The sequence below is a fragment of the Thioclava sp. F36-7 genome, from assembly GCF_002020075.1.
Taxonomy (GTDB): domain Bacteria; phylum Pseudomonadota; class Alphaproteobacteria; order Rhodobacterales; family Rhodobacteraceae; genus Thioclava; species Thioclava sediminum.
Genome location: NZ_MPZR01000015.1, coordinates 1 through 26,498 on the forward strand (window position 1 = coordinate 1; position 26,498 = coordinate 26,498).

At 60.6% G+C, this 26,498-nt stretch carries 23 protein-coding genes and 4 pseudogenes; 18 read left to right on the plus strand and 9 right to left on the minus strand.

Features of this window, described 5'->3' with window-relative positions; genetic code table 11:
* Positions 1-40: 40 nt before the first annotated feature.
* The 4 genes and pseudogenes from BMI89_RS19270 to BMI89_RS19280 all read right to left on the minus strand — a co-directional run bounded on the left by BMI89_RS19270 (position 41) and on the right by BMI89_RS19280 (position 5,440).
* Positions 41-1,597, minus strand: coding sequence for a serine hydrolase (locus BMI89_RS19270; RefSeq protein ID WP_143593963.1), 1,557 nt, complete (start codon positions 1,595-1,597; stop codon positions 41-43).
* A gap of 522 nt (positions 1,598-2,119) precedes the next feature.
* Positions 2,120-2,290 (minus strand): hypothetical protein, encoded by a 171-nt coding sequence (locus BMI89_RS20970; RefSeq protein WP_168173880.1) that lies wholly within the window; start codon positions 2,288-2,290, stop codon positions 2,120-2,122.
* A gap of 173 nt (positions 2,291-2,463) precedes the next feature.
* A pseudogene (locus BMI89_RS19275) lies at positions 2,464-2,925 on the minus strand (transposase); the annotation flags it as partial.
* Positions 2,926-3,226: 301 nt separating this feature from the next.
* Positions 3,227-5,440, minus strand: a complete 2,214-nt coding sequence (locus BMI89_RS19280) for a heavy metal translocating P-type ATPase (protein ID WP_078572429.1) — start codon at positions 5,438-5,440, stop codon at positions 3,227-3,229.
* Positions 5,441-5,551: 111 nt separating this feature from the next.
* Here BMI89_RS19280 and BMI89_RS19285 point away from each other — a divergent pair, with 111 nt between their 5' ends.
* Positions 5,552-5,980 carry a helix-turn-helix domain-containing protein gene (locus BMI89_RS19285; protein WP_078523303.1) on the plus strand — a complete coding sequence of 143 codons (429 nt, stop codon included), beginning with the start codon at positions 5,552-5,554 and terminating at the stop codon, positions 5,978-5,980.
* A 20-nt stretch (positions 5,981-6,000) separates the two neighbouring features.
* Here the strand turns inward: BMI89_RS19285 and BMI89_RS19290 are convergent, their stop codons facing one another.
* The 3 genes from BMI89_RS19290 to BMI89_RS19300 all read right to left on the minus strand — a co-directional run bounded on the left by BMI89_RS19290 (position 6,001) and on the right by BMI89_RS19300 (position 8,686).
* On the minus strand, positions 6,001-6,621 hold the full coding sequence (locus BMI89_RS19290) for a class I SAM-dependent methyltransferase (protein WP_078523302.1): 621 nt from the start codon (positions 6,619-6,621) through the stop codon (positions 6,001-6,003).
* A gap of 139 nt (positions 6,622-6,760) precedes the next feature.
* Complete coding sequence (locus tag BMI89_RS19295) at positions 6,761-7,735, minus strand: calcium/sodium antiporter (protein ID WP_078523301.1); 975 nt, start codon at positions 7,733-7,735, stop codon at positions 6,761-6,763.
* A gap of 306 nt (positions 7,736-8,041) precedes the next feature.
* Positions 8,042-8,686 carry a metalloregulator ArsR/SmtB family transcription factor gene (locus BMI89_RS19300; RefSeq protein WP_246831743.1) on the minus strand — a complete coding sequence of 215 codons (645 nt, stop codon included), beginning with the start codon at positions 8,684-8,686 and terminating at the stop codon, positions 8,042-8,044.
* A 103-nt stretch (positions 8,687-8,789) separates the two neighbouring features.
* Here BMI89_RS19300 and BMI89_RS19305 point away from each other — a divergent pair, with 103 nt between their 5' ends.
* The 7 genes and pseudogenes from BMI89_RS19305 to BMI89_RS21165 all read left to right on the plus strand — a co-directional run bounded on the left by BMI89_RS19305 (position 8,790) and on the right by BMI89_RS21165 (position 15,466).
* Positions 8,790-9,641, plus strand: coding sequence for a sterol desaturase family protein (locus BMI89_RS19305; protein ID WP_078523323.1), 852 nt, complete (start codon positions 8,790-8,792; stop codon positions 9,639-9,641).
* Positions 9,642-9,780: 139 nt separating this feature from the next.
* Complete coding sequence (locus BMI89_RS19310) at positions 9,781-10,497, plus strand: DUF1499 domain-containing protein (protein WP_078572430.1); 717 nt, start codon at positions 9,781-9,783, stop codon at positions 10,495-10,497.
* A 24-nt stretch (positions 10,498-10,521) separates the two neighbouring features.
* Positions 10,522-10,947 carry a rhodanese-like domain-containing protein gene (locus tag BMI89_RS19315; RefSeq protein ID WP_078523298.1) on the plus strand — a complete coding sequence of 142 codons (426 nt, stop codon included), beginning with the start codon at positions 10,522-10,524 and terminating at the stop codon, positions 10,945-10,947.
* A 514-nt stretch (positions 10,948-11,461) separates the two neighbouring features.
* Positions 11,462-12,338: pseudogene (locus BMI89_RS19320) on the plus strand (site-specific integrase).
* A gap of 24 nt (positions 12,339-12,362) precedes the next feature.
* A pseudogene (locus BMI89_RS19325) lies at positions 12,363-13,561 on the plus strand (IS91 family transposase).
* Positions 13,562-14,523: 962 nt separating this feature from the next.
* Positions 14,524-14,815 (plus strand): annotated as a pseudogene (locus BMI89_RS19330) (transposase); the annotation flags it as partial.
* 363 nt (positions 14,816-15,178) lie between these two features.
* Entirely contained in the window at positions 15,179-15,466 is a 288-nt protein-coding gene (locus BMI89_RS21165) for a 5-formyltetrahydrofolate cyclo-ligase (protein ID WP_246831742.1), read from the plus strand.
* Positions 15,467-15,493: 27 nt separating this feature from the next.
* Here the strand turns inward: BMI89_RS21165 and BMI89_RS19340 are convergent, their stop codons facing one another.
* Together BMI89_RS19340 and BMI89_RS19345 are read right to left on the minus strand one after the other, a co-directional pair.
* A complete protein-coding gene (locus tag BMI89_RS19340; RefSeq protein WP_078523506.1) occupies positions 15,494-16,645 on the minus strand; it encodes an HPP family protein in 1,152 nt (383 codons plus the stop codon).
* Positions 16,646-16,698: 53 nt separating this feature from the next.
* Positions 16,699-17,454: a sulfite exporter TauE/SafE family protein gene (locus tag BMI89_RS19345; protein ID WP_078523505.1), complete on the minus strand. Its 756-nt coding sequence runs from the start codon at positions 17,452-17,454 to the stop codon at positions 16,699-16,701.
* 76 nt (positions 17,455-17,530) lie between these two features.
* Between BMI89_RS19345 and BMI89_RS19350 the strand changes: the two genes are divergently transcribed.
* The 10 genes from BMI89_RS19350 (at position 17,531) to BMI89_RS19395 (ending at position 26,329) form a co-directional block, all read left to right on the plus strand.
* Positions 17,531-18,226: an FCD domain-containing protein gene (locus tag BMI89_RS19350; RefSeq protein ID WP_078572436.1), complete on the plus strand. Its 696-nt coding sequence runs from the start codon at positions 17,531-17,533 to the stop codon at positions 18,224-18,226.
* Between the two features lie 512 nt (positions 18,227-18,738).
* Complete coding sequence (locus tag BMI89_RS19355) at positions 18,739-19,083, plus strand: metalloregulator ArsR/SmtB family transcription factor (protein ID WP_078572437.1); 345 nt, start codon at positions 18,739-18,741, stop codon at positions 19,081-19,083.
* On the plus strand, positions 19,076-19,594 hold the full coding sequence (locus tag BMI89_RS19360) for an SRPBCC family protein (RefSeq protein ID WP_078549158.1): 519 nt from the start codon (positions 19,076-19,078) through the stop codon (positions 19,592-19,594). The genes BMI89_RS19355 and BMI89_RS19360 overlap by 8 nt, the downstream gene beginning before the upstream one ends.
* A 34-nt stretch (positions 19,595-19,628) precedes the next feature.
* The gene (locus tag BMI89_RS19365) at positions 19,629-20,021 is read left to right on the plus strand and encodes a GFA family protein (protein ID WP_078572431.1); all 393 of its coding nucleotides are present in this window, start codon (positions 19,629-19,631) and stop codon (positions 20,019-20,021) included.
* A gap of 291 nt (positions 20,022-20,312) precedes the next feature.
* Entirely contained in the window at positions 20,313-20,723 is a 411-nt protein-coding gene (locus tag BMI89_RS19370) for a GFA family protein (RefSeq protein WP_078549154.1), read from the plus strand.
* Between the two features lie 290 nt (positions 20,724-21,013).
* Positions 21,014-21,355, plus strand: a complete 342-nt coding sequence (locus tag BMI89_RS21170; protein ID WP_246832078.1) for an EamA family transporter — start codon at positions 21,014-21,016, stop codon at positions 21,353-21,355.
* Between the two features lie 149 nt (positions 21,356-21,504).
* Positions 21,505-21,879 (plus strand): hypothetical protein, encoded by a 375-nt coding sequence (locus BMI89_RS21175; protein ID WP_240497844.1) that lies wholly within the window; start codon positions 21,505-21,507, stop codon positions 21,877-21,879.
* 685 nt (positions 21,880-22,564) lie between these two features.
* Entirely contained in the window at positions 22,565-23,077 is a 513-nt protein-coding gene (locus tag BMI89_RS19385; RefSeq protein WP_078572432.1) for a hypothetical protein, read from the plus strand.
* Positions 23,067-24,929 (plus strand): tyrosine-type recombinase/integrase, encoded by a 1,863-nt coding sequence (locus BMI89_RS20710; RefSeq protein WP_143593964.1) that lies wholly within the window; start codon positions 23,067-23,069, stop codon positions 24,927-24,929. The genes BMI89_RS19385 and BMI89_RS20710 overlap by 11 nt, the downstream gene beginning before the upstream one ends.
* Positions 24,926-26,329 (plus strand): hypothetical protein, encoded by a 1,404-nt coding sequence (locus BMI89_RS19395; protein ID WP_143593965.1) that lies wholly within the window; start codon positions 24,926-24,928, stop codon positions 26,327-26,329. The genes BMI89_RS20710 and BMI89_RS19395 overlap by 4 nt, the downstream gene beginning before the upstream one ends.
* Positions 26,330-26,498 lie beyond the last annotated feature (169 nt).

Genomic DNA, 26,498 nt, shown 5'->3' on the forward strand with positions numbered 1-26,498 from the left:
CTCGTTCGCTTCATTGTCCGTCCTCAAGTTGGGTCGGACTCTAATCGATGGTGGAGGAAAAATCCCGTGGCAGGTCAGCTGCGCGAAAGGTGACGCGCGAGACCGAACCTGCGGGTTGGTTCTCGGTCACCGGATAGACAACGAAGGTGTCACCATCCCAATGGCGCATGGGCAGCGCTCGGTGGTCCGGGCCAAGCGTTAGCACAAGCGATCCGTTGGTCTCAGAGATCGAGGCGGGGCCGAAATAGGGATTGTCATAGGTGCCGACATAGGTTTGCGCGGGCGCTGCCTGGGCAGGGTCAGCGGGGGGCTTTGCACCCACCAGCTGCCCCACAGGGGCCGATAGCGGCGCCATGATCGGGGCATAGGCCGCCAGCCAGTCGTGGGTATCCCTCCCCAGTTCCGCGCGATCGAGGAAGCTCGCGGTGATGGCTTCGGCGGCCCCTGTCGGCGGTGCATTGGTCAAGACGACGATGCCCAGATCGAGCTCGGGCAGCATTGCGACACTTGTCGATGCGCCCAATGTGAAGGCCCCGGAATGGCTTAGCATCACACGGCCTGACCAGCGGGTATCGACATTGAAGCCAAACCCATAGGCGCCCGCGCGCGCAGAGACCGCCATCGGCGCGCCTCGGATCATCTGCGGGGAGGTTGCAGGCAGAAGCGCCTCTTCAGAGATCAGGCGCGTCCCGTCCGCCATACCGCCGCCCAGCACCATCGCCATCCAACGCCCCATGTCGTGCGCGTTGGAGCTGACCCCGCCCGCCGGGCTTTGCGCGTCGGGCTGGCGTTTGTCGGAGATCACATAGCCATCGCCACCCGGCACATGGCTTGCGGCCCGATTGTCCCGCGCCATGTAATCGGCATGGGTCGAGCTGGTCGCGCCCATGCCAAGAGGCGCATAGAGCGCCGTCTCCGACAGGCGCGCCCAATCCTTGCCTGCGGCCGTGGCCACCGCTTGGGCTGCAGCCGTAATGCCGAAATTGGTATAGGTGTATTGCGCCCGGAATGGGCCTTGGGGCAGCAGAGCGAGCCGCTTGAGGATTTCGCTCCGGTCGAACCCGATATCTTCCAGATCGTCTCCGGCATGATCGGGCAGGCCCGAGCGATGCGCATAGAGATCGGCGATGGTGATATGTTCGTTGATCCACGGATCGCCCAAACTGAAGGCGGCCAGAAAATCGTGGATCGGGCTGTCCCATTTGACGCGGCCTGCGGTCACTTGGGTGGCGACAACGGTGGCACCGACGGGCTTTGACAGCGAGGCGAGAAGGAAGACCGTCTCGGGATCGACGCCCTCCGGGCTTCCAACGGCGCGCTTGCCAAAGCCGCGCGCATAGACGGTGCGTCCGTTATGAACCACAGCGACCGCCAGTCCGGGAATGCCGGTTCGCTTGAGGATATCCTGACTGAGATCATCCAATGTCGAGATCGCCGCCGTGATCCGCGCGTCCGGAACGGGAAGCAGCACCGTCATGGGCGGCGCGGGCATCGGCTTGGGCAAGGCCAGCTCGGGCAGCGGCTGGGTCGTCTGTGCCGCCGCAGACAAAGGCCCGGCCATAAGACTGGCCAAGAGCAGCGCGCCGCCCAGCAGCATGTAATGCGCGTGACTACGTCTCGAACGGCCCCGTGCCTGTGGCGCGTCGGAGGGTGCGGGGCGTTCGGCTTGTTGTCTCAAAGGGTTTTGCGGCATGGCTCGGAAATGTTTTTGGACGACCTCACAGCATCTTGACAGAAGTCGCGCGAATTAAAAGGTTTGGATCTTTGTAAAGCTGGCGTGACCCGAGTTCTCGCCTCCGGCCATAGCTCTCTAAGTGCCGATCCGAGCCTTGTCGCGCGCCTCAAAGGCCCACAGGGCCTCTTGCAACTCCAGCGCATCAATGCCGTCGCGATCCTGGCCAGGCCTCCGTCAGCCGCATCGTATGCCACGCCGCAATTCCGCCCTCGGGTGGATATTGGAACCGGGGAAAGGCAGTCCGCATTTCGCTCGATGTTCGTAGAGCGGGACCGGCGCGTCTGTCGGATTGGCGCAAGTCACGCCGACGGGGCAATAGTGGCGCTGCAGCGCGACCACGCGCTCGAAGAAGGGCAGGCCAAGCAGGGTCGGCTCTCCGCCCGGTCAGGCAAACTGCACCTCGCGCTGCCCCGCCTTGACGCTCGCCGCGATCAGATCGCGCATATAAGTTTCGAGAACTGCATCTGACATGCGGAACTTCTTTTCCTGCGGGTAGAGATGTTCCTTTTCAAGGTAATAGCAATATTTGCAGTCGATATTGCAACGAGGCCGCATTGGCTTGGTCGTCACGGCAAAGGGCCGGGAGGGGCGTCATCGGATCATCCTTGCTTGGGGCGCGGGCGACGCTAGGCCAGCGACAGGTTCGCGCCGCTTGAAGGGTCGAAAACGTGCCACGTGTCGGGTTGAACGGTCAAGTCGATCAGATCGCCGATACCGGGCAGGTGGTTGTTCACGTCGGCGGAGATCAGGCTGGCATCGACGGCAAAGCCCTTTCCGGAGACCGGCCCCTCCTTCAGGCACCGCTCCACAGTGGCTTCAAACACCTGTCGCAGCAGGTTGCTTTCGCGGAACTTGGCGTGGCGATGCCGCGAGAAGGTCGAATGATCCGGGACGTTGCCCTCTAGGCCCAACCGGCAGAACCAACGATAGGCCAGGTTCAGGTGAACCTCGTTGCACAGGCGTCCTTCGGATCGGATGCCCATGACGTAGCCGATCACCAGCATCCGAATGATCAGTTCGGGGTCGATGGAGGGGCGGCCAAGGTGGCTGTAGAACGGTCGCAGCGCGTCCCGCAGGCTGTCGCCGTCAAGGAACAGATCGATCTCTCGCAGCATATGATCGGCCGGGACATGACGGTCCAGATTGAAATCATAAAACAGCTGCACTGGAGCGTCCTGCCGACCCATCATCCCGAAATCCTCCCATCCCCTCATCGACGAGTGAATCGAAAGACTTGCCGCACTGCAACAAAGACTTTTTCAATAGAATGGGCGGAAAGCTGTCGTTCGCTACAAAGACAAAGTGGTGCCTCTATCGTTTGGAAGCGGCGATTCAGGGCACGCTATCCCACAAATTACCGCGGCGGTTTCCTTCGAAGAAAGAGTAGGCACTCCAGCTCCGAGTTGCCTCAAACGTTTTCGGCTGCCCGGTTGAACGGCACGGGGTTTGTCGATTTAGGAAATCTCCAGCGCTTGAGCAGAGATTTCAGGCCTACTGCGCCTCCGCCTTGAACCGTAGGAGGCGGAGCGCGTTCATCGTGACCAGCACCGTCGCGCCGGTATCGGCCATTACCGCGATCCAGAGACCGGTGAGACCGAGCAGCGTCGTCACCAGAAACACCCCTTTCAGCCCGAGCGCGATGGCCACGTTCTGACGGATGTTGGCCATCGTCGCGCGGGCCAGCCGGATCTGCTCGACGACATCGGTGATGCGGTCGCGCAGCAGCGCGCCGTCGGCGGTCTCGAGCGCGGCATGGGTGCCCGAGCCCATCGCGATACCGAGATGCGCGGTGGTGAGCGCCGGGGCGTCGTTGATGCCGTCGCCCACCATCATCACATGCGCATCGCGGGCCAGATCGCGCACTGCCGTCACCTTGTCCTCGGGCAGCAGCCCGGCACGGGCTTCGATGCCCAACCCGTCGGCGATCGCGCGAGCCGTCACCGGATTGTCGCCGGTCAGCATGACCGAGGAAATCCCCATTTGCTTGAGCGCGGAGACCGCCTCTGCCGCATCGGCGCGCGGCTCGTCGCGCAGCGCGATCAGGCCCAGAAGGCGCCCGGGCGTGAAGACGCAGACGACGGTTTTGCCCGCGCTTTCGAGGCGGCGGACGGTGGCGCTGTCGGCGGCGCTGAGAACGCCCGCTTCGGTCGCGAGGCGCGGTGCCCCGACATTCCAGACCTCGCCGTCGATCTTGGCCCGCGCGCCGCGGCCCGGGATCGCCATGCCTTCGGTCGCCTCCGGCACCGCGATGCCGCCCGCCTCCGCCCGGGCGAGGATCGCCTGTGCCAGCGGGTGGCTGCTACCGGTCTCGACCGCCGCGGCGGTGGCGAGAAGCTCAGCCTCGGCCCCGTTCAGCGGCAGAAGATCGGTGATCTGCGGCCGCCCCTCGGTCAGCGTGCCGGTCTTGTCGAAGGCGACGAGGCTGGTTCTGGCGGCCGTCTCAATCACCGCGCCGCCCTTCATCAGCAGACCGTGGCGCGCCCCGGTCGAGAGACCCGCCGCAACCGCGGCGGGAACCGAGATCACCAGCGCGCAGGGGCAGCCGATCAGCAGCAGCGCAAGGCCGCGATAGATCCACGTCTCCCACGGCGCGCCGAAGGCCAGCGGCGGCACGATCGCGGCGAGAAGCGCCACGCCCACAACCGCGGGCATGTAGACGCGGCTGAACCGGTCGATGAACCGCTCGACCGGGGCGCGCGCGCTCTCGGCCTCCTCCACGAGGTGCAGAATGCGCGAGATCGTGTTGTCTTCGGCGGTTTTCTCGACGCGGATGCGCAGCTCACCCTCGGTGTTGATCGCTCCGGCGAAGACCGCGTCGCCGGGCTCTTTCAGGACCGGCACGCTCTCGCCCGTCACCGGGCTTTCATCGACGCCCGAACTGCCGGAGACGATGTTGCCATCGGCGGGGATGCGGTCACCCGGGCGGGCCTGCACGATCTGGCCGATGGCGAGGCTGTCGGCGGGAACCTCGCGAATGCGGTCGCCGACAACCAGCCGCGCGGTCTTCGGCACCAGATCGGCCAGCGCCCGGATCGAACCGCGGGCGCGCGACGCCGCAAGCCCTTCGAGCATCTCGCCCACCGCGAACAGGAAGACCACGAGCGCCGCTTCCTCCGCCGCACCGACGAAGAGCGCGCCGATCGCTGCGATGCTCATCAGCATTTCGATTGTGAAGGGCATCCGCGCCCGTGCCATCAGGGCGGCGCGCTTGGTCACAGGGGCAATTGCGATCACGGTCGTGAGCACGAAGGCCCAATGCGCGACCGGCCCGCCGATCAACAGCTCGACCATCCATGCCGCAGCCAGCAGAAGCCCGGTCGCGATCAGGTAACGGCCCTTCGGGGTCGCATACCATGACGGATCGGTAGGCCGGGTATCCATGCTTTGGGCCGGGCTATCCGGCTCATCCGCGCTTTTCTCTGATCCGGGGAAAGCGCCGTCAGGCAGGATGAAGCCGCCCTTGGGCTTTTCCGGCGCAGCCCCTTTGGCCGAGACGCCATAGCCGAGGCGGCGGATCGCTTTCTCCACGCTCTCGCGCGAGGTAGTGGCCGTGTCGAGCCGCAACCGCAGCCGCTCGTTCATCAGTGTGACCTCGACAGCGTCCACACCGGGCAGAGCCTCGACCGCGCCGCGCACCTTCGCCGCGCAGGCGCCACAATCCATGCCGGTCACGCGCCATTCCTGAAGGTCTTTCGCCTCGGTCATCCGATACCATCCTCTCACTCTCGATTTCTCGACAGAGGAGAAGATAAGAGCTACAGCAACTATAGGTTCAAGAGGGAAATTCGACCTCACGTAGCCGTGAAAGGGAGCGACATGCACACGATCGGAACATTGGCCCGCCGCACCGGCACCAAGGTGCAGACGATCCGCTATTACGAGCAGATCGGCCTGATGCCCGAACCGGGGCGGACCGCAGGCGGTCAGCGGCGCTATGATGATGCCGATCTCGACCGGCTCGCCTTCATCCGCCACTCGCGCCAGCTCGGCTTCCCGCTCGAGGCGATCCGCGAATTGCTGGACCTGTCGGATCACCCTGCGCGCGATTGCGGGGCCGCGGATTCGATCGCGCGGCGGCAATTGCGCGAGGTCGAGACCCGGATCGCGCGGCTTGAGGCGCTCAGGAGCGAGCTGGAACGGATGATCGGCGAATGTCGGGGTGGGACAGCCTCGGAGTGCCGGGTGCTGGAGGTGCTGCGCGACCACTCGGAATGTCTCGCCGACGATCACGACGCGATAGGCTGACCCCGCTGCACAGGGGCCGATCAGCGGAGCTTCCGGAACAGGCTGAACTGGAAAGACTGCAGGTTGCCTGAGGGCGTCGTGTGTTTCTGGAACCGTTTCGCCACCAACTCAAAATCGGGGCCCAGCACACCGCCAAGGGCCTCCGGACTGTAGCGACGAACGGGAAGGCCGCTGCAGGTCTCCGGCCCGTCAGGAGCGAAGGTCGCGATGATCGCGTGCCCCCCAATGCGCAGAGCACGAGACAGGCGCGTCACATAGGCATCCCGGTCCGATGGGTCGACCAGAAAGTGGAACACGGCGCGATCATGCCAGAGGTCATAGACCCGCTGGGGCGACCAGCGCGTGATATCGGCGACGATCCACTCCACATCCGCGCCGCGCGGCCCAAGCCGGGCACGCTGGGCGTCGAGGGCCGTCTGGGAGAGGTCGAGAACGGAAATGTCGCGCAGGCCACGCGCGATCAAGCCGTCAACGACCCGCGAAGTGCCGGCGCCCACGTCGATCACCCGGGTGTCCGGCGTCACACCGGCGCGTTCGGCAAGTTCGAGCGAGATCTCCGGAGCGTCCTGATGCCAACTGAGGTCACTGTCACTCTTGCTGCCGTAGATCCGGTCCCAGTGATCCTTTCGCGCCTCGTTCATCCAAATCCCCTATTCGCTGGCAATAATCGCATTGCTATCAAGGCGCCTGGTGTTCGTGATCCATATGCTTTTTCAGATTTTGACGCCGCCCCGCCCAGGGTTCGACATTTCAAAGTTTTCACCTTTGGCTCCAACGTTCTCAAGGCCAAAGCTTCCAAAGATAGATACCGTAGCCCGCGATTAGCGCCAGCCCCTCCCATCGGGTGATCCGTAGCCCGGTGGTCGCGAAGACCACCAGAAGGAGTGAGACAAGAACCATCAGCGGGGCGTCAAATCGCGCGATTTCCTCGGGCACGCGCGACGGGGCGATCAGCGCCGTCGTCCCACCGATGCCGAGAATATTGTAGATGTTTGATCCGACTACATTTCCGAAAGCCACCTCGCCCTGACGCTTCAGCGCCGCCACGATCGAGGTGATCAGCTCGGGCATCGAGGTGCCAATCGCCACGATGGTCAGACCGATGACCGTTTCCGAGACGCCAAAAGCCCGCGCGAGCGATACGGCGCCACCAACCAGCAATGAGCCACCGAAAACCACGAGTCCCAATCCGGCGAACGCGAGCAACAGCGGCATGAGAATACCGTGAGGTGCATGCGGTGGCGCGAGGCCGGGATCCGCGTCAGCAAGGGCCACCGTCTTGTCGTAGATCGCGCCGCGGTCAGCGTGCTGGCGTTCCTGATGGATCACGAAGCCCAAATAGCCGACCAGCGCTGCGATCAATCCAACTCCAGCGATCCGCCCCATCGGAGCGAACGGCGCGACCCCAGCGAAGACCACGGCGACGACCAGCATCACCATCGCATCTCGTCGCAGGGCGACGCGCGCCACAACGAGGGGCGCAATAACGGCAGAAACGCCAGCGATCAGAAGGATATTCGCGATGTTTGAGCCCACGACGTTGCCGAAGGCGATGCCTGGCGATCCACTCAGACCGGCCTGAACCGATGTCACCAGTTCCGGTGTCGAGGTGCCGAACCCCACCAGTGTCAATCCGATCACAAGCGGTGAGATACCGATCCGCTCAGCGGTCTGGACCGCCCCGCGGACCATAAGCTCGCCTCCGACCACCAGCGCGACCAGCCCCGCCAGAATGGGCCCCCAAATCTCGAACATCTCAGTCCATCCCTATGCGGTCATCGCCGCTTACCGCACGCAAAATGGCGGTGGCGCGCGCGGGTATCAAGAGAGTTGCGCGAGGTGTGTCGCGGTGTAGAGCAGCGCTCCGGCATGCGTATCAACGGCAGCAACTGGCCGTCCATGAACGGCGACCCGGTAGCAGACACTAAGCGGAGGTTGCTTCCATCATGAGATCTCATGTGAAGTCTGGGCGAATTGTCATTGCATTTTTGAAGGCCTCGCATGCAGTGCGATCACATAGTCAGGTCGACCCGTAGCGACATCGAATAAGGCCTTTGTCGATCAGGATGTTGCCTGAATGGCTCGACCGTCTTCGCGCCACTCAGGCAGACCGCCGTCAAGACGACGAGCGTTGAAGCCATTCTTGCGCAAGAACGCCACGGCTTGGTGAGCGTAGACACAGTATGGACCACGACAATAGGCCACAATCTCGGTGTTTCGGTCGAGATCCGTCAGGAACTTGCCCAGCTCCGTCACGGCCATGTTGAGCGCGCCCGGGATATGAGCATCGGCGAACTCGTCGGCGGGGCGCACGTCGAGGACGGTCACCGACCCTTCACTCAGTCGAGCGGCAAGCTCGTTGCGGTTGATCGGTTCCGGCGCGTCTTCGCCGTTTGATAGCCCGCGCAGAATCTCCCCAACCTGTGCGAGGTTCCTTTCGGCCACATCGCCCAAAACCCCCAACAACGTCAGTGTCCTCGCGTCGGTCAGCCTGTAGATTATCGCCTTGCCGTCGCGCCGACTGGTGACAAGGCCAGCACGCCGCAATTGCTGCAAATGTTGCGAACTGTTCGCAACAGTGAGCCCGGTTTTTTCCGCAAGCGCCTCTACCCTGCGCTCGCTCTGGGCGAGCTGCTCAAGAAGCATAAGGCGTGCGGGGGCCGACAAGGCCCGCGCGACAAGGGCATATTCTTCGAGAAGGGTCATCTTCGGGCTAATTGACATGGGCTGCCTCGGGATATTACATCATTCAATCGAATAATTGAATGATAGCGAACCCAGCCTGCGCCACAAGAGCAAAGCCGACCGCATGACCGAAACGATCCTCACCGCTGAGCCGACGATCCGACTTGCCGCTTTCCTGGGCGTATTGGCGGCGATGGCGCTATGGGAGGTCGCGGCCCCCCGGCGGCGCAGAGAGATCCCGCGCTTGATCCGTTGGACGAACAATATCGCCCTGGTCTTTGTGGATACGGTGATCCTGCGCCTGGCATTCCCGATCCTCGCAGTCGGATTGGCCGTCATGGCCGAGGATCGTGGCTGGGGGCTGTTCAACAATCTGGAGTGGCCCACCTGGGCAGCCATCCTTGTTTCGATGCTGGTGCTCGATTTGGCGATCTACCTTCAGCACGTCATGTTCCACGCGGTTCCCGGACTTTGGCGGCTGCATAGGATGCACCATGCCGATCTCGACTTCGACGCAACGACGGGCCTGCGGTTCCATCCGCTGGAAATCCTGATCTCGATGGGGATCAAATTGGCGGTGGTCGCGGCGCTCGGGCCGCCTGCGGTCGCGGTGCTGCTGTTCGAGGTGATCCTGAATGCGACCGCGCTTTTCAACCACGCTAATGTCGATCTGCCGCGCCCGGTTGATAGGGTGCTGCGCCTGTTCGTGGTCACCCCCGACATGCATCGCGTCCACCATTCCATCGATCCGCGTGAGACCAATTCGAACTACGGCTTCAACCTGCCTTGGTGGGATCGGCTATTAGGCACCTATGTCGCGCAACCGGCAAGGGGGCATCAGGACATGGAGATCGGGATCGAACAGTTCCGCACGCGCCGTGACCTTTGGATCGACAGGATGCTCCTCCAGCCCCTGCGCGGCCCAGCTTCGGGCCAAGCTCTCGACCCACGCATCGCGGTGGAGAAAGAGAAATGACCTACATCCTCGGCATCCGTGAGAACCTGCGCCCTTTCTTGAACAGCTCTTGTAGGTGCTCTTTTCGGCTTTCAGGAGGCTCGCTGATCCATGGAAACGCACGCCCGCTTAAATCCCGCCCCCGATCAGAAAGATACAGATGCTTGAAAACATAACACGACGCCTTGGCTTTGCGGCGATCCTTCTCGGCCTTGTGTCCCTTGCGCTTCTTGCTTTGTCCGTCTGGGGTTATCGTGCGGGCGGATGGCCTTGGCCCCAAGCCTATGACATCGCCGGGTGGGGTGTCTGGACGGCGTTAGCGGGGGTCGTCGCAGCGCTCGTGACTTTGGCGGGGGCTGTCCGCAAGAGGCGCGGTGCCAGCATTGCGCTGATTGGCCTGATCCTGTCCTTACCCGTTGCAGGCCTCGGAGTGGCTTTCGAAATCGCCGCTCGAACGACACCGCCGATAAACGACATCTCGACCGATACCGAAGACCCGCCGGTCTACTGGTTCACCGCCACCCCAACGGACTACCCTGCGCAGAATGCCGAGCCACAACGCTCCGCCTATCCTGACGTGCGCCCGCTGGATCTTCCGATCCCGGTCGAGGATGCATTCGCAGAGGCGTTGACCCTTGTCGAAACGCATGGCTGGGAGGTTCTCTCGGCCGATCCTGCGGAAAACCAAATCGAAGCCATCGCCCGAACCCGCGTCTTCGGCTTCGAGGACGAGGTGGCAGTTCGGGTCACCGACATCGAGACAGGCAGCCGCATCGACATGCGGTCACGCTCGCGCCTTGGGCAGATCGACCGTGGCGCCAATGCCCGACGCATCGAGGCGTTCCTTGCGGAGCTGCAAGCACAAGTCACCGAATAAGATCGAAAACCAAGGAGCACCCAGATGAAACTGTCCCACATTCTTGGCGCGGCCACTGTCGCGCTTTGCCTCTATTCCACTCCCATTTTGGCGCAGGACGCGGCCATCGAGGCTATGCAGGAATACATGATGTTTTCGGAGTATGAGGCTGGCATCATACTACCGCAACAGATCGACCAGGCCGTCTTTGAAACGGCGCTTTTCGTCGACACACGCGACGCAGAGCAGTTCGACGCTGCCACGATTCCCGGTTCCATCAATATCGAATGGCGCGAAGTGCTGGACCGGATTGACGAGATCCCCGAGGATCGAATGACAGTCCTCTTCTGCAACACCGGCAGTCTGTCCGCCCAAGCAGCATTTGCCCTGCGGGTGGCGGGTCGAACGAACGTCGTAGTTCTGCAAACTGGTTTCGCCGGTTGGGAAAAAGACGCGGCCTACAAGCCCTGATCTGAACCGTTCCTGATGGCTCCGGGCCATGGCGTTGGCCCGGAATGCCCGTCGATCGAACTGCTTTGAGAGAAGTCTCCGAAGCGATGGGGCAACAGAATAGTCGGCTCAGCACAACCTACTATCAGCCGTTCCTTTTCTTGTTCAGTCCTTCATCGATACTGCAGCAAAAATCCAATTCCAGCGCCCTTGCAAAATCCTTCGCCCTTGCGGCACAGATCGAGTGAATGCTGCGATCGGCAGGCTTGTCCCGCAGAGCTTCTATAGGAGCCGGAAAGGTGCTGCGGCGGGCCCAGAAGACCGCTTCGGAGAAGCTGCGCGGCAGCGCCGACGAGGACAACGAATGTCTGGTTAGGACCGTTTCAGTCCCCGCGGACGAAGGGCGGGAGGACTAAGCCGCTCCGCGGCAATGGCGCTCGTGGCTGGCGTTGCCCGTCATTTCCGCGTTTTTCTATGTGGCTGAGCTTTCTGGGCTGACGATGGGGGGCTTCCCACCGTCAGACAGGAGATTCCCATGGAGGAGAAGAACACCACCCCGCTGCGCCAGCGGATGATCGAGGACATGAACATCCGCGGGTTGTGCGAGAAAACGCAGAAGGCGCACATTCGGAATGTGAAGCATTTCGCGTCCTTCCTCGGGAGGCCGCCGGACACCGCCACGCCGGAGGATCTGCGGTCATACCAGCTCAAGATGACCCAAGAGGGGGTGACCGCCAGCACCTTCAACGTGCGCATCATCTCGCTGCGGTTCTTCTTCGGCGTAACGTGCAGTCGCGACGAGATGAAGCGCTTCATGCAGTTCCACCGCAATCCCCGGAAGTTGCCCATTGTCCTGAGCGTCGGGGAAGTGGCCGATCTGATGGCCGCCGTGCCCGGCCCTGGGCTCAAATATCGCGCAGCGCTCGGGATCAGCTACGGAGCGGGGCTCCGCGCATCCGAGGTCTGCAACCTGAAGGTCAAGGATATCGACAGCGACCGGATGCTGATCCATGCCGATGACGGCAAGGGCGGGCGTGACCGCAAAGCCATGCTCTCGCCCAGCCTGCTGGATCTGTTGCCGGACTATTGGCGCGAGTCCCGTCCTGAGGGCTGGCTGTTCCCCGGTAAGCCCAAGATCAACCCGCTGTCGCCACGACAATTGAACCGGGCGTTCACCTCGGCCAAGCATATGGCGGGCATCAAGAAGGCCGCGACACTGCATAGTTTGCGACACAGCTTCGCCACCCATCTGCTCGAGGCCAACACTGATGTGCGGGTGATCCAGGTGCTGCTCCGGGCATGCCAAGCTGACGACGACGGCACGATACACCCATGTGGCGACGAAGACGATCCGCGGCACGGTCAGCCCTTTCGAGCAGATGAAGCTGCTTCAGGACGAGACCCTGCGATGAGGACTGGAGTAGCCCCCGGGGTCGGTGTTCCGGCCAAGGCTGGAGATCGCTGACATCTTCCGTGCCCATGGTCCTGCGTGGCGGCAGGCCAATGAAGGGCATGTCAGCCTGACCCAGCTGAAGGTCATGTCAGCGATCGAGGCCTGCCGGACCGAGGCGCTCGGCGGGATGTAGCGGGCTGTGCCAAGTGCGGCCACCACCATGTCGCCTACAACTGCTGCAAGAACCGGCATTGCCCCAAATGTCAGGGACCGGCGGCGCGCGACTGGATGGCGGCGCGGGCCGAAGACCTGCTGCCCGTGGAATACTTCCTCATCGTCTTCACCCTGCCAGCGGAGATCGCCCAGATCGCCTACTGGAACAAGAAGGCGGTCTACGGTCTCCTGTTCCGCGCCTCGGCCAAAACCGTTATGACCATCGCGGCCGACCCCAGGCGCCTCGGCGCCCGGGTTGGAATGACCAGCGTGCTCCACACCTGGGGTTCAGCGCTGATGCATCATCCCCACATCCACATGATCGCTCCGGGCGGCGGCCTGTCGCCCGACGGCACCCGGTGGGTCTCCCACCGCCCGGGCTTCTTCCTGCATGTGCGGGTGCTGTCGCGGCTGTTCCGGCGGCTGTTCATCGAGGACTTTCTCGACCTGCATCGCACGGGCGCGCTCAACTTTTTCGGTGACCTCGCCGGACTGGCTGACGCGGGAGCCTTCGCCGCCTGGCTCGCCCCGTTCCGCAAGAACGAATGGGTGGTCTATTCCAAGCCACCCTTCGGAGGACCCGAGGCTGTGCTGGCCTATCTCAGTCGCTATACCCACCGGGTGGCGATCTCGAACAATCGCCTGGTCAGCGCCGATGCCGATACCGTCGCGTTCCGCTGGAAGGACTACCGGATCAAATCCGGCGACCGGCAAAAGGTCATGCGGCTGGCCACGCCGGAGTTCATCCGCCGCTTCCTGATCCACGTCCTGCCAGACGGCTTCCACCGCATCCGGCACTACGGGCTGCTCTCCAGCTCCGCCCGCAAGGCCAACATCACCAGAATCCGCGCTTTGCTCTGCGTCCAGCGGTCTCAACAGGTCGCCGTGCCGGACCCGCAGACCAAGATCACCCCGCTCACCCTGCGTGAGCCATGCCCCTGCTGCGGCGGACCAATGCGCATCGTCGAAATCTTCCGGCGCGGCCAGAAACCGATGGCACGTGCGCCATCCAAGGAGCAGGCCGCATGACATATCGCCCCTCATCCGACACGAAGCAGCACCGGCTACAATCCGCTGATCCGGTCCAAATAGCTTGTGCGCTCCCGTTTACAGCGCGGCCAAAGCCGGCAGACGCTCAGAAACGCACAGCTTTGTCGGGATCACCGGCGCGTTTGCGACCGTATCAGGCATTTGGCTCGCCATCACTCGCACCCCGGATGCAGCCGCTGCCCCGACCGCCCACGCATTTTCCCCATAGGGTTATCCAAGCCCCCCGCGGCTTCCTCCTTCCGAGGTTTGTCAACGCGGGCCGCCGCCTCCCGGCCGCCCACGTCGCGCCGCGGCCCGCATCGAAAAACCTTCAGGAATGCGGTCGCTCGCTGCACTTTACACCGATGTCTGCTACGCGAAGCAACTTCTTCATATCGACCGCATTTGTGACTCGGTCTTTCCTGGCTTCGCGCGGGCTCCTAACGACGAAACGGGCTATCGAGGCAAAGATGCGCAGAGGCGGCGCACCAGCCAACTGAACGACGATATGAGGGCGCATGGCGGTGGTCCTGCAACGAGGGCACCGCCAGCATCTCTAAACGCAGCGCGGCAGCCTGTTTTCGAGCGCGCGCGGCCCTCGTTCGACGCTGTGCAAAAGTAAAGGCCATTGAGGCTGCGACACACCCAACGGCCTTTTCAACCCAACTCTCGATGAAAGGTTATGTAATCAATTTAGAACAAAAACAGTCGGGAATCAATACACCTCTGCGCTTACCTGTGCGCGGGGGCCAGCTGGCCTATCATACTGAGAACCTTTCGATGAGATTATCGAACTCCTCATCGGTGCCTTTGCTAAGTGGGCTGTCGTTGACCACCATCGTTAGGTTGCCATCGAGTATCTACTTGAGGGCATTGGCGACAACGGGCGATTCCTCTTTGCCGGTCAGATGTTCCACCGTTTGGACGATGAAGCTTATGACCGCACGATGTGCTAGTGCCCAATTGACGACAAGCGGGTGCTGAGCGGGATTATCTTCATCAACCGCAATGGCTTGCGCTGGTGCGACGCTCCTGCTGCTAATGGCCCTCACAAAACGCTCTAGAGCCGATGGAAGCGTTGGAGCGAAAAGGGCATCTTCGCGCGAATGATGTCCGCGCTGGTGTCGGAACACGGCGGAGATAAGGCCGTGATGATCGACGCGACAGACCTAAGGGCCCACCGAACGGTGACCCGCATGGCCGCCAAAAAAGGTGCGTGGTCGTCTAATTGGTCGGACCCGAGGCGGCATTGACCTGCCTCCGAGGTCGCCCCGGGCTATTTCGATCCGCTGGCCGTCGATCCCGAACAGGCCCGCGACGTGGCCCGTTGGCGCAAGGCCGAACGCGCCCGCCTGTGCGCTGCGCGTCTGGCCTTGTCGGTTGCAGAGCGCAAGGAGATCGGCGAGGCGCTGGCCGGGCATCTGCAAAAGGTGTTGAAAGACCGCTTCGGCGGGGCACCGGGCAAGGTCTTTTCCGCCTACTGGCCGATCAAGGGTGAACCCGACCTGCGCCCGCTGATGGCGGAGCGTCACAAGGCCGGTATAACCGTCGCCCTGCCACTGGTCGAAACCAAGGCGGCTCCGGCTCACCTTTCGCCGCTGGACGCCCGAAAGCCGCATGGTGTGCGGCGACTGGAACATTCCTGTCCCGCCCCCGGACGCGCGGCTCGCCACACCCGACATCGCACTTGCGCCGCTCCTCGGCTGGACCACAGAAGGCTATCGCCTCGGATATGGCGGGGGCTATTTCGACCGAACTTTAGCGGCGCTGGAACCGAAACCCTTTGTCGCCGGTGTCGGGTTTCAAGAGGCGCGCCTTCAGACCATCTTCCCGCAACCTCATGACATCCCGCTCGATCTCATCGTGACCGAGAAAGGGATGCAGACCGTGAGAGACGTGGTCTGAGCCCCATCCAGGTTCCAGGCACCCCGGTCAGGCGGAGCCGGCGCGCGCCGCGCTCCGGGACAGCGCCGCTACGAGGTCGGTCCGGGTGACGATGCCGACGATCTTGCCGTATTCAAGGACCGGAACGGCATCTGTATCTCCCTCGGCCATCATCGGCAGCAAAGCCCCGATCGGGGTGTCGCCGGTGGCGCGGGGGCTGGCGACACTCATGATATCAGCGGCGGTCATCGGTCTTTCCCGGTCCCGATCCAACAACCTGCGGAACGCTGCCCGAAAGCCGCGATCAAGGCGCAGGGCATCGTCGCGGGCCTGGCTGATGAGATGCATCTGGAAGATCACGCCCAGAAAGGTTTGATCCACACCAACGACCGGAAGCGATGTGAAGTGATGCTGCCGGAACAGATCCGCGATCTCGCCCAATGGGGCGTTCGACGTGACGGTGACGAGATTGCGCGACATGATGTCTTGCGCAGTCAACGGGCCCGACGAATGCGCCGCCGCCTGCAGTTCGGCGGCCCCGATCAGTCGGGCCAGGTCTTCGACGCCGAGGTTGAACGACTGACGATAGCGTTCGAGAATCCCCGTCAGCTCCTCTTCCGAAAGCCCAAGTCGCTCGATCGGATTGCGATCTGCGGTTCCATGAATATTGGGATCCTCGAATTGCCGGAAGGGATAGTGGCGTCCCGTCAGCCGCGCATAGAGGGTTGCCAGCAGAACCAGTGCGATGGTTCCGAACGCAATTGGCGTCAGGGCGAACCAAAACCCCAGATGCGCGATGGCGTCCGGGGACATGGCCGCGGTCATGGCGACGGCACCAGCGGGCGGATGGACTGCGCGGCACAGGATGGTTGCGGTGATGGCAAGCCCGACGGCGAGCGCGATGCGCAAGGCGGGGTCCGTCACAAAAAGGCAAACCGCAACCCCGACAAAGGCCGCGACGGTATTGCCCACGATCGCCGACCAGGGCTGCGCCAAGGGGCTGTTCGGAACGGCGAAGAGCAGAACCGAGGACGCCCCAAAGGGCGCGACGAGATAAAGACCGAGGTCCAGATCGACGGTCGGCGACAACAGGAACAATCCGGTTAGCGCCAATCCGATCAGCGCGCCAAGCCCCGCGCGCAGCGCCTCCTTGGTTGGAACACGGGCCACAGCCGGGCCAAGTGATTTCAAAATGTGCAACGCGACGCCTCAACATCAGCTGTCGCCGAAAGTTTCACCGGTTTGACGAAAGATCAACCTGCGGGGCGCATAAAGAAGGCAACGGTCATGATCAAGCCGATTGCGATAATGAACAGACGCAGCACGGCCGTGTTCCTAACCCGCCGCGCCAGAACCGCGCCGATGTATCCGCCCATGGCGCAGGACAGGCCGACGATCAGCAAGTTGCCCCAGTCGATCAGGCCCGCAATGGCATATGTCGCGACCGAGACCACCGACAGGATCACGGACATCAAGTTCTTCAACCCATTCATCCGGTGCAGGTCGGTCATGCCGATGACGCCGAAAGCCGCGAGCAGCATGATGCCGAGGCCACCGTTGAAATAGCCGCCATAGACCGAGACCACGAACACAAGAGCAAGTGCGGTGGGGCTGGGCGTCTCGCGCCCGGACTTCGCGAGATACCGAACGAAGGACGGTCCGGTGGCAAAGGCCAAGGTCGCCATCAACAAGAGCCAGGGCACCACGCCCGAGAACAGCTCTTCCGGCGTGACCAGCAGCAGACTAGCGCCAGCGAGCCCCCCGACGATCGCCGTGCCGAAAAGATGGGCGAGAGGAGGCTTCCCGCCGCGCTCGATATCTGTGCGATAGGCCCAGGCGCTGCCCACATAGCCCGGAAGGGCGGCAAAGGTCGCGGTCGCATTCGCCATGATGGGCGGAACACCGGCCCAGACGAGTGCGGGAAACGTCAGAAAGGTGCCACCACCCGCGATTGCATTGAGCGCACCGGCGCCCAAGCCGGCCAGCACGAGTATTATACCTGTCAGCATGTTCGTTCTCCTTCAAACCGCGCCGCTGTTGCATGATGCCGGATTGGTCTGCAAATTGGTCTGTATCGGGGTGCAAATGACCACGAAGCGAACTCGAAAGGTTGTGGAAGCGCTGCGCGACTATTGCGCGGCGGCCGCCATCGCGCCGGGCGGACAGCTGCCGCCGGAGCGGGATCTGGCGCGTCGGTTGGGGTGCAGCCGTGAGACGCTGCGCAATGCCTTGGCCGAGCTGGAGCTCGCTGGCGACCTCTGGCGGCATGTCGGGCAAGGCACGTTCCTTGGCCCCCGCCCGCGGGGCCACCCTGTGCGCGAGACCATTCTAGTGCAAGGGGCTTCACCGCTTCAGCTGATGCAGGCGCGCCTGACCCTCGAGCCCTCCGTCGCCGCCGAGGCAGCTGCGCTCGCGACCCCTGCCGAGATCGCCTATCTTTCCGATCTGGTCAACCGGGGCCGCCGTGCCGCAACCCGGGCCGACTGCGAACGGCTCGACGCCGCCTTTCACCGTGGTATCGCAGAGGTAACAGGCAATCCCATCCTGCTTGGCCTTCTCGACTATCTCGCGGGCGCGCGCCGCCATGCGGCCTGGCAGCGCGAATGGGAAGTCACTTACCGAAAACTCGGTGTCGCCGAATTCACCGAACGTCACAGCCTACAGCATGAGGAGGTGGTCGCCTGCATTCAACGGGGCGCGGCGGACGCCGCCGCGGATGCCATGCGCGGGCACCTGCAGGCGATCTTCACGGCGATGCGCGAGTCCGGTCTGCCGCCCTGATAGCGGTGCCGCTCCGCCCGAGCCCTGCGCCCTCAGACCACTGCCCCCAATCAATCTCGAAACATCCACAGGCGGGGGAGAGCCGCCGGTTGCGTGGGTAGAGGATAGAAACCGGCGAGAGTGACGGCGGAAAATCGGTCAGAACCTCGACGAACTCGCGGGCGGTCAGAGCCGCCTCGGCATGGTAACGCGGCATCTGGGCAAGACCGAAGCCAAGGCGCGGCGACTTTGTCCGCAATGCGGACCTCTGCGGAACCAGTTTGCTGCGCAAGGGACGGAGGAGCGGTTCGGTGACGCTGTGCCGCAGCGGTGCGCCTTGGGATCAAGGGCCGCAATGGGCCGAAGGCCAACGTTTTCTTCCCTGCCTGAACTTCTGATCTCTGTGGACCCGCAAAGCCGCACTGAGCTGAGCATTCCCGTTGCTGTGCGTCGCACCGAAATCGGCTATGCCCCTGCAGGCTTCTCAAGGTTAGGTATTGACCTAACCTTATTGCAGCCACATGCTTAGGCGCATGCCTAACTCAAAACGCCCCATAGAACGGGTCTTCATCGCATTGTCCGATCCGACGCGGCGGGCAGTAGTTCAGAAACTTAGCGAAAGGTCGGCCGCCGTCTCACAATTGGCCCAGCCATTCGACATGGCGCTGCCGTCCTTCACACAGCATCTCGGTGTTCTGGAAGACGCTGGCCTTATCGTGTCGCAACGACAGGGGCGAAGCCGTGTCTGCACGTTGAACCCGATGGCTTTGAAAGCTGCGGAAGATTGGATGGCCTCCCACCGCAAGCAGTGGGAGAGCCGCCTGGATCGCTTTGAGAGTCACCTCGAGAAAATGAAGGAGGAGAAATCCAGTGACTGATGGAGCCGCCGATATCGTCTCTGCATGGGCTGAGTGGCCTTTGGAAAAAGAAATTGTCATCTCGCGTGTCGTCGACGCTGACCGAGAAACCGCCTTCGCAGCATGGACCGATCCAGCGCAAATCGTGCAATGGTTTGGGCCTGACGGCTTCCAGATCGAGTCGCATGAAGCCGACATCCGGGCAGGCGGTGTATGGCGGTTCGACATGATTGCCCCGGACGGCACGCCGTTCTCGAACCGTATGGATTTTCTGCGGGTCGAGGCACCAAGCCTGATCGAGGCCGATCACGGTCGCGATGTCGATGATGATCCTGACCGGTTCCGGCTTCTGGTCACTTTCGACAAGCAGGATAATGGAAAGACGGTTGTCACCCTGCGCCAGATGCATCCGACGCCAGCACGCCGCGCAGTGGTTATCGGCTTTGGGGCTGTCGAATTTGGCGCTCAAACGCTTGGCAAACTGGCCGTTCATGTTGCGGGCAAGACCGGCGATGCCGCAGCGCGCGGCTGAATTTTCACAGGTTTGATCGAGGGGAAACACGATCATGAAGCGTTTCACGGGCGGTTGCATGTGCGGCGATGTTCGAATTGTGGCTTCGGGTCGCCCCTATCGGGTCGGCATATGTCACTGCCTCGACTGTCGCAAACATCATGGCGCCCTATTCTACGCGGCCGCCGTTTTCCCTGAAGACGCGGTGAAGATCGACGGCGACACGCGTGACTATGCCGGGAGGAATTTTTGTCCACGCTGCGGATCGTCCGTTTTCGCGCGAAGTGGCGATGAGGTCGAACTGCATCTCGGTTGCCTCGATGCGCCCGACCAATTGAAACCAACCTATGAGAATTGGGTCGTTCGTCGCGAAGCCTGGCTGCCGGAATTTCCGGACATGAAAAGATATGAACGTGATCGCGACGAGACCAACCACCGCAACGATTAAAGTGAGCACCATCTCTTGGCGAAGCATCATTCGTCTACAAGCCGTGAGCGACGGCTGCACGATGCGAAAATGGCGGGTTCGATCAAGCAGCATTTGCGCAGACCCGCCAACTTCAATGTCCAACTCAGGGCCGAGAGCGACGATCTTTGCTCACTGAGAGCGCCCAGCCGTGCCGCGACGCCGCAAGCCCGCTTCGAGCCCCTTTTGACCGTGATCCAACACGCGGATACAAGGAGGAAATGAAAATGCATTCGACTGGCGGCAGGAGCTTGTCTCTCGAGAGGAGTGTGAATGGACGACAATCCGGCCATAGGACAATGCCTGTGCGGCGCTGTGAAATTCCGCATATCGGGAGAGTTCGAGAGCTTTTTCCTGTGCCACTGCGCCCGCTGCCGCAAGGACAGCGGTTCGGCCCATTCGGCAAACCTGTTTTCGTCCACGGCCAAAATTAAATGGATGTCAGGTGAGGAAAACATCAAGACGTTCCGGCTCGCCGGTTCACGCCATGTTAAGGGCTTTTGCTCCGACTGCGGGGCCGCGCTGCCTGTTTCCCAACCGGAGATTGGTTTGCTTGTCGTGCCAGCAGGGTCGCTGGACAGCCGGATCGATATACGACCCAACGCGCATATCTGCTGTTCCAGTCGCGCGACCTGGGACAACGACCTGGTCGCCATCGAAAGAATCGACGGGCTTCCCGGCTGAACGGTCGCGCCGATAACGCATCTCGGGCAACAACCAGACGACGAGGGCGCGACCGTCGGCTTCGTCCGCACAGCAGACCGTCATCCTCCAAAAATGCTGCACGATGAACCAATGGCCGCTCTCGAGACGCTGCACCGCAGCGCTCGGACGCGAAGCGGACGGCAGGTAAGGGTCGGAAGCGACGAGATGCTGCTCTGTTCCTTTTGAGACCTAACGATGCTTCGACAAAGCTTGGAATGCTACCAGTGGACCGGTAAAGCTTGGGCGCTTCCTCGCTTCTGGAATCGAAAATGACAAGCAACCCCAGGTTCGGTATCTTCCTCGCCCTCTTTGGGGCGCTGGCGATCTCACCTGACACTCTGCTCATGCGGTGGTCGGAGATGAGCGGCAGCCAGATGATGGCTTGGCGCGGGCTCCTGATGGGCTCTGCGATGTTGCTGGCTTGGCTGATTTTCCGGCGACGGCAACTTCGCAAAGATTTGCGTGTCACTATCTGCTGGGCCGGTGTGCTCGTCCTGCTTTGTCAATCTTGCAACGCTTCGCTTTTCGCATTTGGCATCGCGGTTGCGCCGGTCTCGGTTGTTTTATTCAGCGTTGCCACCGTGCCGATCTTTGCTGTGCTGTTGTCCTAGATGTTTCTGGGCGAACGGGAACATTGGACGACCTGGGTCACGACCGCAGTCGTGCTGTCCTGAATCGGCATTGCAGTTTTCGGGACGGATCCCGGGCAGACCACCGGTAGTCCACTGCTTGGTGCAGCAATAGGTCTGGGCGTCGCGATGTGTTTGGCGATCAGTTTCGTTACCATCCGAGCCAATGCGCAATTGCCGATCCTGCTCCTGGTAGGTGGTGGGCCACACTGGCGGGGCTTGCATGTCTTGCATTGACGGAACCGGGCGCATTGACTGAGGGGCACGTTTGGGCAATTGCCCTCGCAGGCGGGCTGGTGCTCCCCGTGTCGTTCTTCTCGCTCTCGCTTTCATCTCGCTACACGCACCCATCGAACGTGAGCCTGCTGATGTTTCTCGAAACCGTTCTCGGCCCAATCTGGATCTGGGCCGGAACCGGCATTCAGCCAACGCCGTCCATGCTGGCTGGCGGCGTGATCGTCATTGTCAGTCTCGCCTTTTCTCTCTGGCATACTGGACGTCGTTAGGTCCTGGCGCGCCAAGCAGATCTGGTGAAGCTGCATGTTCGCCTCGACTCTATCGATGAACTTTCCGCTTAGGCTCAGGATCCAATATCCAGAATATTGCTGTCGCGGCGAAAGCAACGATGAAGGGGAAGGCTTTCGCGGCAACTCTACGACTGTCCCAGATGCAGCCGGGAACGGTCGAAATCGAACGCGAGCCCCGAGAACTGGCAGGGGGCTGCCGGGAGGTCGCGCGTATGCTCGTCGCGGGCGCGAAGGATGACCGCACGCCCATCATGCGCGCCGCACGGCCACTGGCTTTGATCCTGTTGGCTTGAGGAGCACAACGGTCTCCACGCCGACCAACGCTTCAGTTAAATACAGCGATGTGTCACTTACATCCGATCGCCAGGTTGAGAACCCGTGCCAAGGCAATTGCTTTTGCCTGCCTACTCGCCGGTTTCTTTCGTCTAAAAATCGAAAATTAAATCGTATCAGTAATGGCAATTTCCTGTGCGAAAAAATATATGTTTTTGCGCAATAGAAGGGTCGATTTCGGCTAAAATTGCGCAATTATCTCCTAATTCGCTTTGAGCCTTCTTGTTCGAGTTCGGAAATGCCTCGTAATCCACAAGTTTTTTGCTGTTTCGTGGCTTTTGACCGTCTTTGGGCGTTCCCGTTTAGAGGTGTGATGTGAAAAAATGATGGCATGAGAAAAATTGCCATCAAATATGCGAGCTATCATCCGATGACGATATCGAGGATCGCAGAGCACCTGAGCGTTACACGCAAGACCGCCACGAAAGTAGTGGGCGAGCTCTCTTGCGAGATGATGCCGGGCGGGCGCGTGAATTTCGTCGACCTGCTCCGCCGATTGTGGCGACTTCATCAGATCCCATCTTCAGAGCTGCCACAGCTCCAGCGGCCACTTCTTTCGGTGAAGCAGCTAGCGGCGATGGCGGGCGTCGAGGAACACACGATCCGCCGGGCTGGCAACGAAAGAGACCCGAAGTGGAGGTTGCCGCATCACGCGGATCTTGGCCCGCGAATTCGTCGCTACCTGCCCGCGCACGTCGATGCGTGGCGCTTGAACGAGCCATTCGAATGGTGGCTTGAGCCGCGATTTGGGAAGGCTGTGCGTCTCGTTGACACTACAGGGGGCGACACGGCGAAGGCGAGCACGATGCTCTACCTGCGTAATAAGGAACAGAGTGGGTATTAGCGAGAAAACAACGGAACACTCTCTCTTTTTCGGCGTCTCAAAGAAATGGAGTGTTCAGTTTTCCAGTCGGTTATATCGAAGAAAAGTGGAATTAGCGAACATGTCCGGAAAGAAAGAAGATGGCGCAGTTGGCACAATGGTAGATGTGCTTCGGTGGATTGAATGCGAGGCGGGATATACGGATGGAACGAAAAAGATCTACCGAGATGCGATCCGCCGTTGCTTGAAAGTTTATCAAGTCAACAGTCTCGCTAGTATCCCTGCGGATGTGGTGGCGTTTGAGGGGCGTTTCCATCGCAAAAGCTATGATCCCGATCTTTTCAAAACATTCAAATCCTACAAAGGTTGGCGCCAGAGGGTCGTTTCCATACTGAAAAAGAGCAGCGGAGCCACGACAGCGACCACGGTCGCCCCCAAAGATCTCTGGAGCAAATTACTTTTCGAATGCGAAAGGCTAGTCGATGGAACCTTTGGCCGCAGGCGCCAGGAACTTATACCGGTCGTGCAGCTTGCAAAAGAAGCTAGACGTGCTGGACGCCAGCCTCATGAACTTGACGGCGCATGGCTCTCTACCCTCTCTGATGCACTCGATGCGAAACGTCGTCGAACTATTTCTCAGGCGGTGCGCAGGCTGAATGAGTATCGGCACCTTTCATCCGAAATCGCGGAGACTCTGCCAACATGCGACCTGGAGGTTCCGGATAGGGTGCGGAGGTCGGCGCCCGATCACATTCCCGTTCATCTGCAACAGCAAGCCCATCAGTTGATCGAAAACGCCTCGTCCGGCGAGATGGATGAAATTAGTGGGGAAGCGGTCTTTGGGCTTTCTAAAGCTGCGCAAAATGTGCGCCAGGCGGCTCTCAATAAGTATCTTCGGACCGGATTAATGATTGGTGTCATCAAGCATGAGATCGTCGCATTTGAGAAGATTTTCGATCGCACTGTATTTCTCGAAATTGTTCGGGCTTGGATCCAAGACCAAGATGGAAACATCCGCATTTCGGAACGCACGATGCGTTCCTATATAACTAACATCGCCATCCTCGCAGAGTGGTTGCACCTTGATACGAGCTTCATGAGAACATCGCTCAAGATAAATCCTACCTTAAAAAAGGGGCAACGCGACGCGCAAGAGATGTCTGAACCGGCAAAAGCGTTTTGCCAGCATCTTCTTCGAAATCGTCGTGCAGAACTCACTTTTCAAAGTTTACATCTGGCATTCATGAGGGATGCTCAGTCATTACGAGCGGAAGTCTTTAATTCTCCTTACAAGGAGCGAAGAATTATTCAGCTGGGAGTTCTCGCATGCTTTTCCGCGATCGCGTTATGGGGGGTGCCGCTGCGAGTGTCGAATATGCTTCAACTTCGACATAGGGGAGAGGATGCAAATCTCATTCTTCCCGTTGGGGCGCGGAGGCAGGCATACGTATTACTACCAGCGCATTCCGTGAAAAATAAGCGTGATATCAAGGCATCGCTCGTGGACGGTCCAACGCGAGCGCTGGAGGTATTGATCTGGTATCTTGATGAAATTCGGCCAGAGATTCATGGATCGGAAGAGTCGGATTTTCTCTTTCCTGGCTATGGGGTTCCCCAACTTTCTTCAACCGTTTTGCGGGGCTGGCTGCATCGCCACGCACGCAATCATCACCTTCAAATGTTCCCGCATAATTTTCGGCATGGGCTCGCTTCTCTTTACTTGCGAGCTCAGCCTGGAGACTACGCTGGCGCCGCGCGGCTTTTGTGTAATACCCCGAACGTAGTTCGTAAATATTATGCTTGGATTGATGAAGAGCGAGAGCTTCTCGAAGTTCAGGATAAGATTATTAAGATGGCGGGGTTCTCCAAATGAAGAATGGAAACGCACCGACGTATCGCGTGAAGAGGGCAAGAGAAATTATCGAGCGCGGGCGATTAACACAAATGCTGGATATTGACCAAACTCTGAATCAGATCGTTAGGCGTGAAATTTCGGTTGCACAGATTTCGATTGTAGACGAGTTTTTTTCTGCATTGAAACTGGATGCTGAGGCACACATTGATGCGGGCCTTATATCGAAAGCTACCGAATATTGGACTTGGGGTAAACTGACCTCGCTGCGAGCGGCGCTCAGGAAAATCTTTGAGCGCTCTCCTTTTGAACGTGAATTGGACATCGCCATTGCGCGATGGCACGGCCCCCCAGAAGACAGGCATAGATCTCACAAGCCGCGCGAGAAAAGGTTCTCCCTGGATATTAGTGATCTTCCGCACAGTTGGTTGGAGGCCCTTGCAGCGATGGAAGATGGCTTGCCGGGCGTTGCGGCCAATCCCCCTGCGCCTTCCATGATTGCAACGACGAAAGTGAAGTTGCGGGAGTTTGCCAAAGTCGCACGTGATCGCGGTCTGGCGATGGACCTGACATTGGAGGCAACCCGGGAATATGAGAAGTCCCTGTTCAACCGAGAGCGCCCACTCTCACCGGTCACTATTCATTCTGCGATGCGGCAAGTGCGCGACTTCGGACGATACATCGGCGCCAAGGAGGAAGTTCTCGATTATCTTCTTGAGCGTGTTCGTTTCCACGAGCGTCGTTCCGCCAAGATTCAGCCAAAGAAGGAGGCAAAGGTCCTCTCATTGCCGACATATTCGGAGATGTTTGCGATAGCTTTCGAGATGCTTGGAGAAGCCGACCGGCTGCCAAATCCACGACATGCTCAGTATCGACGGAATGCCGCGCTTGCGATCACTCTGTTTGCAGCACTACCGTTGCGCGTCGCGGATACACGCATCTCGTTCGGCAAGGAACTTGCCTGGGACGAAGCTGGCTACAAATTCGATTTGAAGGTATCGAAGACTGGTCGTCGGTTTCAGTCCCACATCCATCCAGTCTTCGCCTTCTTCATTGATCAAGTCGTGCTGCAAGGGTGTGCGCCGATCTACTTGTCGGAAATGCGAGAATCTTGTTTCCAGAAACGACGATTGTTGTTTGTGAACTATGACGACACAGCACCTCACAAGAATTACGTGAGCTTCCTCTGGAGCCAAGTTCTGGGGACAGGATCGCACGCGGCGCGAACGAAGCTCCATGATGAATTCGCCCGTTTCGGTTCCCGCGGCGTCGAGTTAGCCATGAAGGCCTGTGGTCACCGAAGCGAAAGAACCGCTGAGGCATATCGCACAGCTGCGTTTGAACGTCTGGCCTTGGAAAAGGTTCACGACGATCTTTCCTGCAATTTCTCCGACGATGAGTGGCGGGAGTTTTTTCAATGACGACGCTCAAAAGCGCTCCTGACAAGAGAACCGCATGTATTGACCCCGTTCGTGGAATGTCGCCGGAGTGCAGGCCCCATGAGTTCTCTCGGAGGACGGCTCGCCGCTTGTGCGAACCACGGGTGAGGTTTTCTATCGTGCATAGCCGTGAACCCTTGATTTTCTGTCG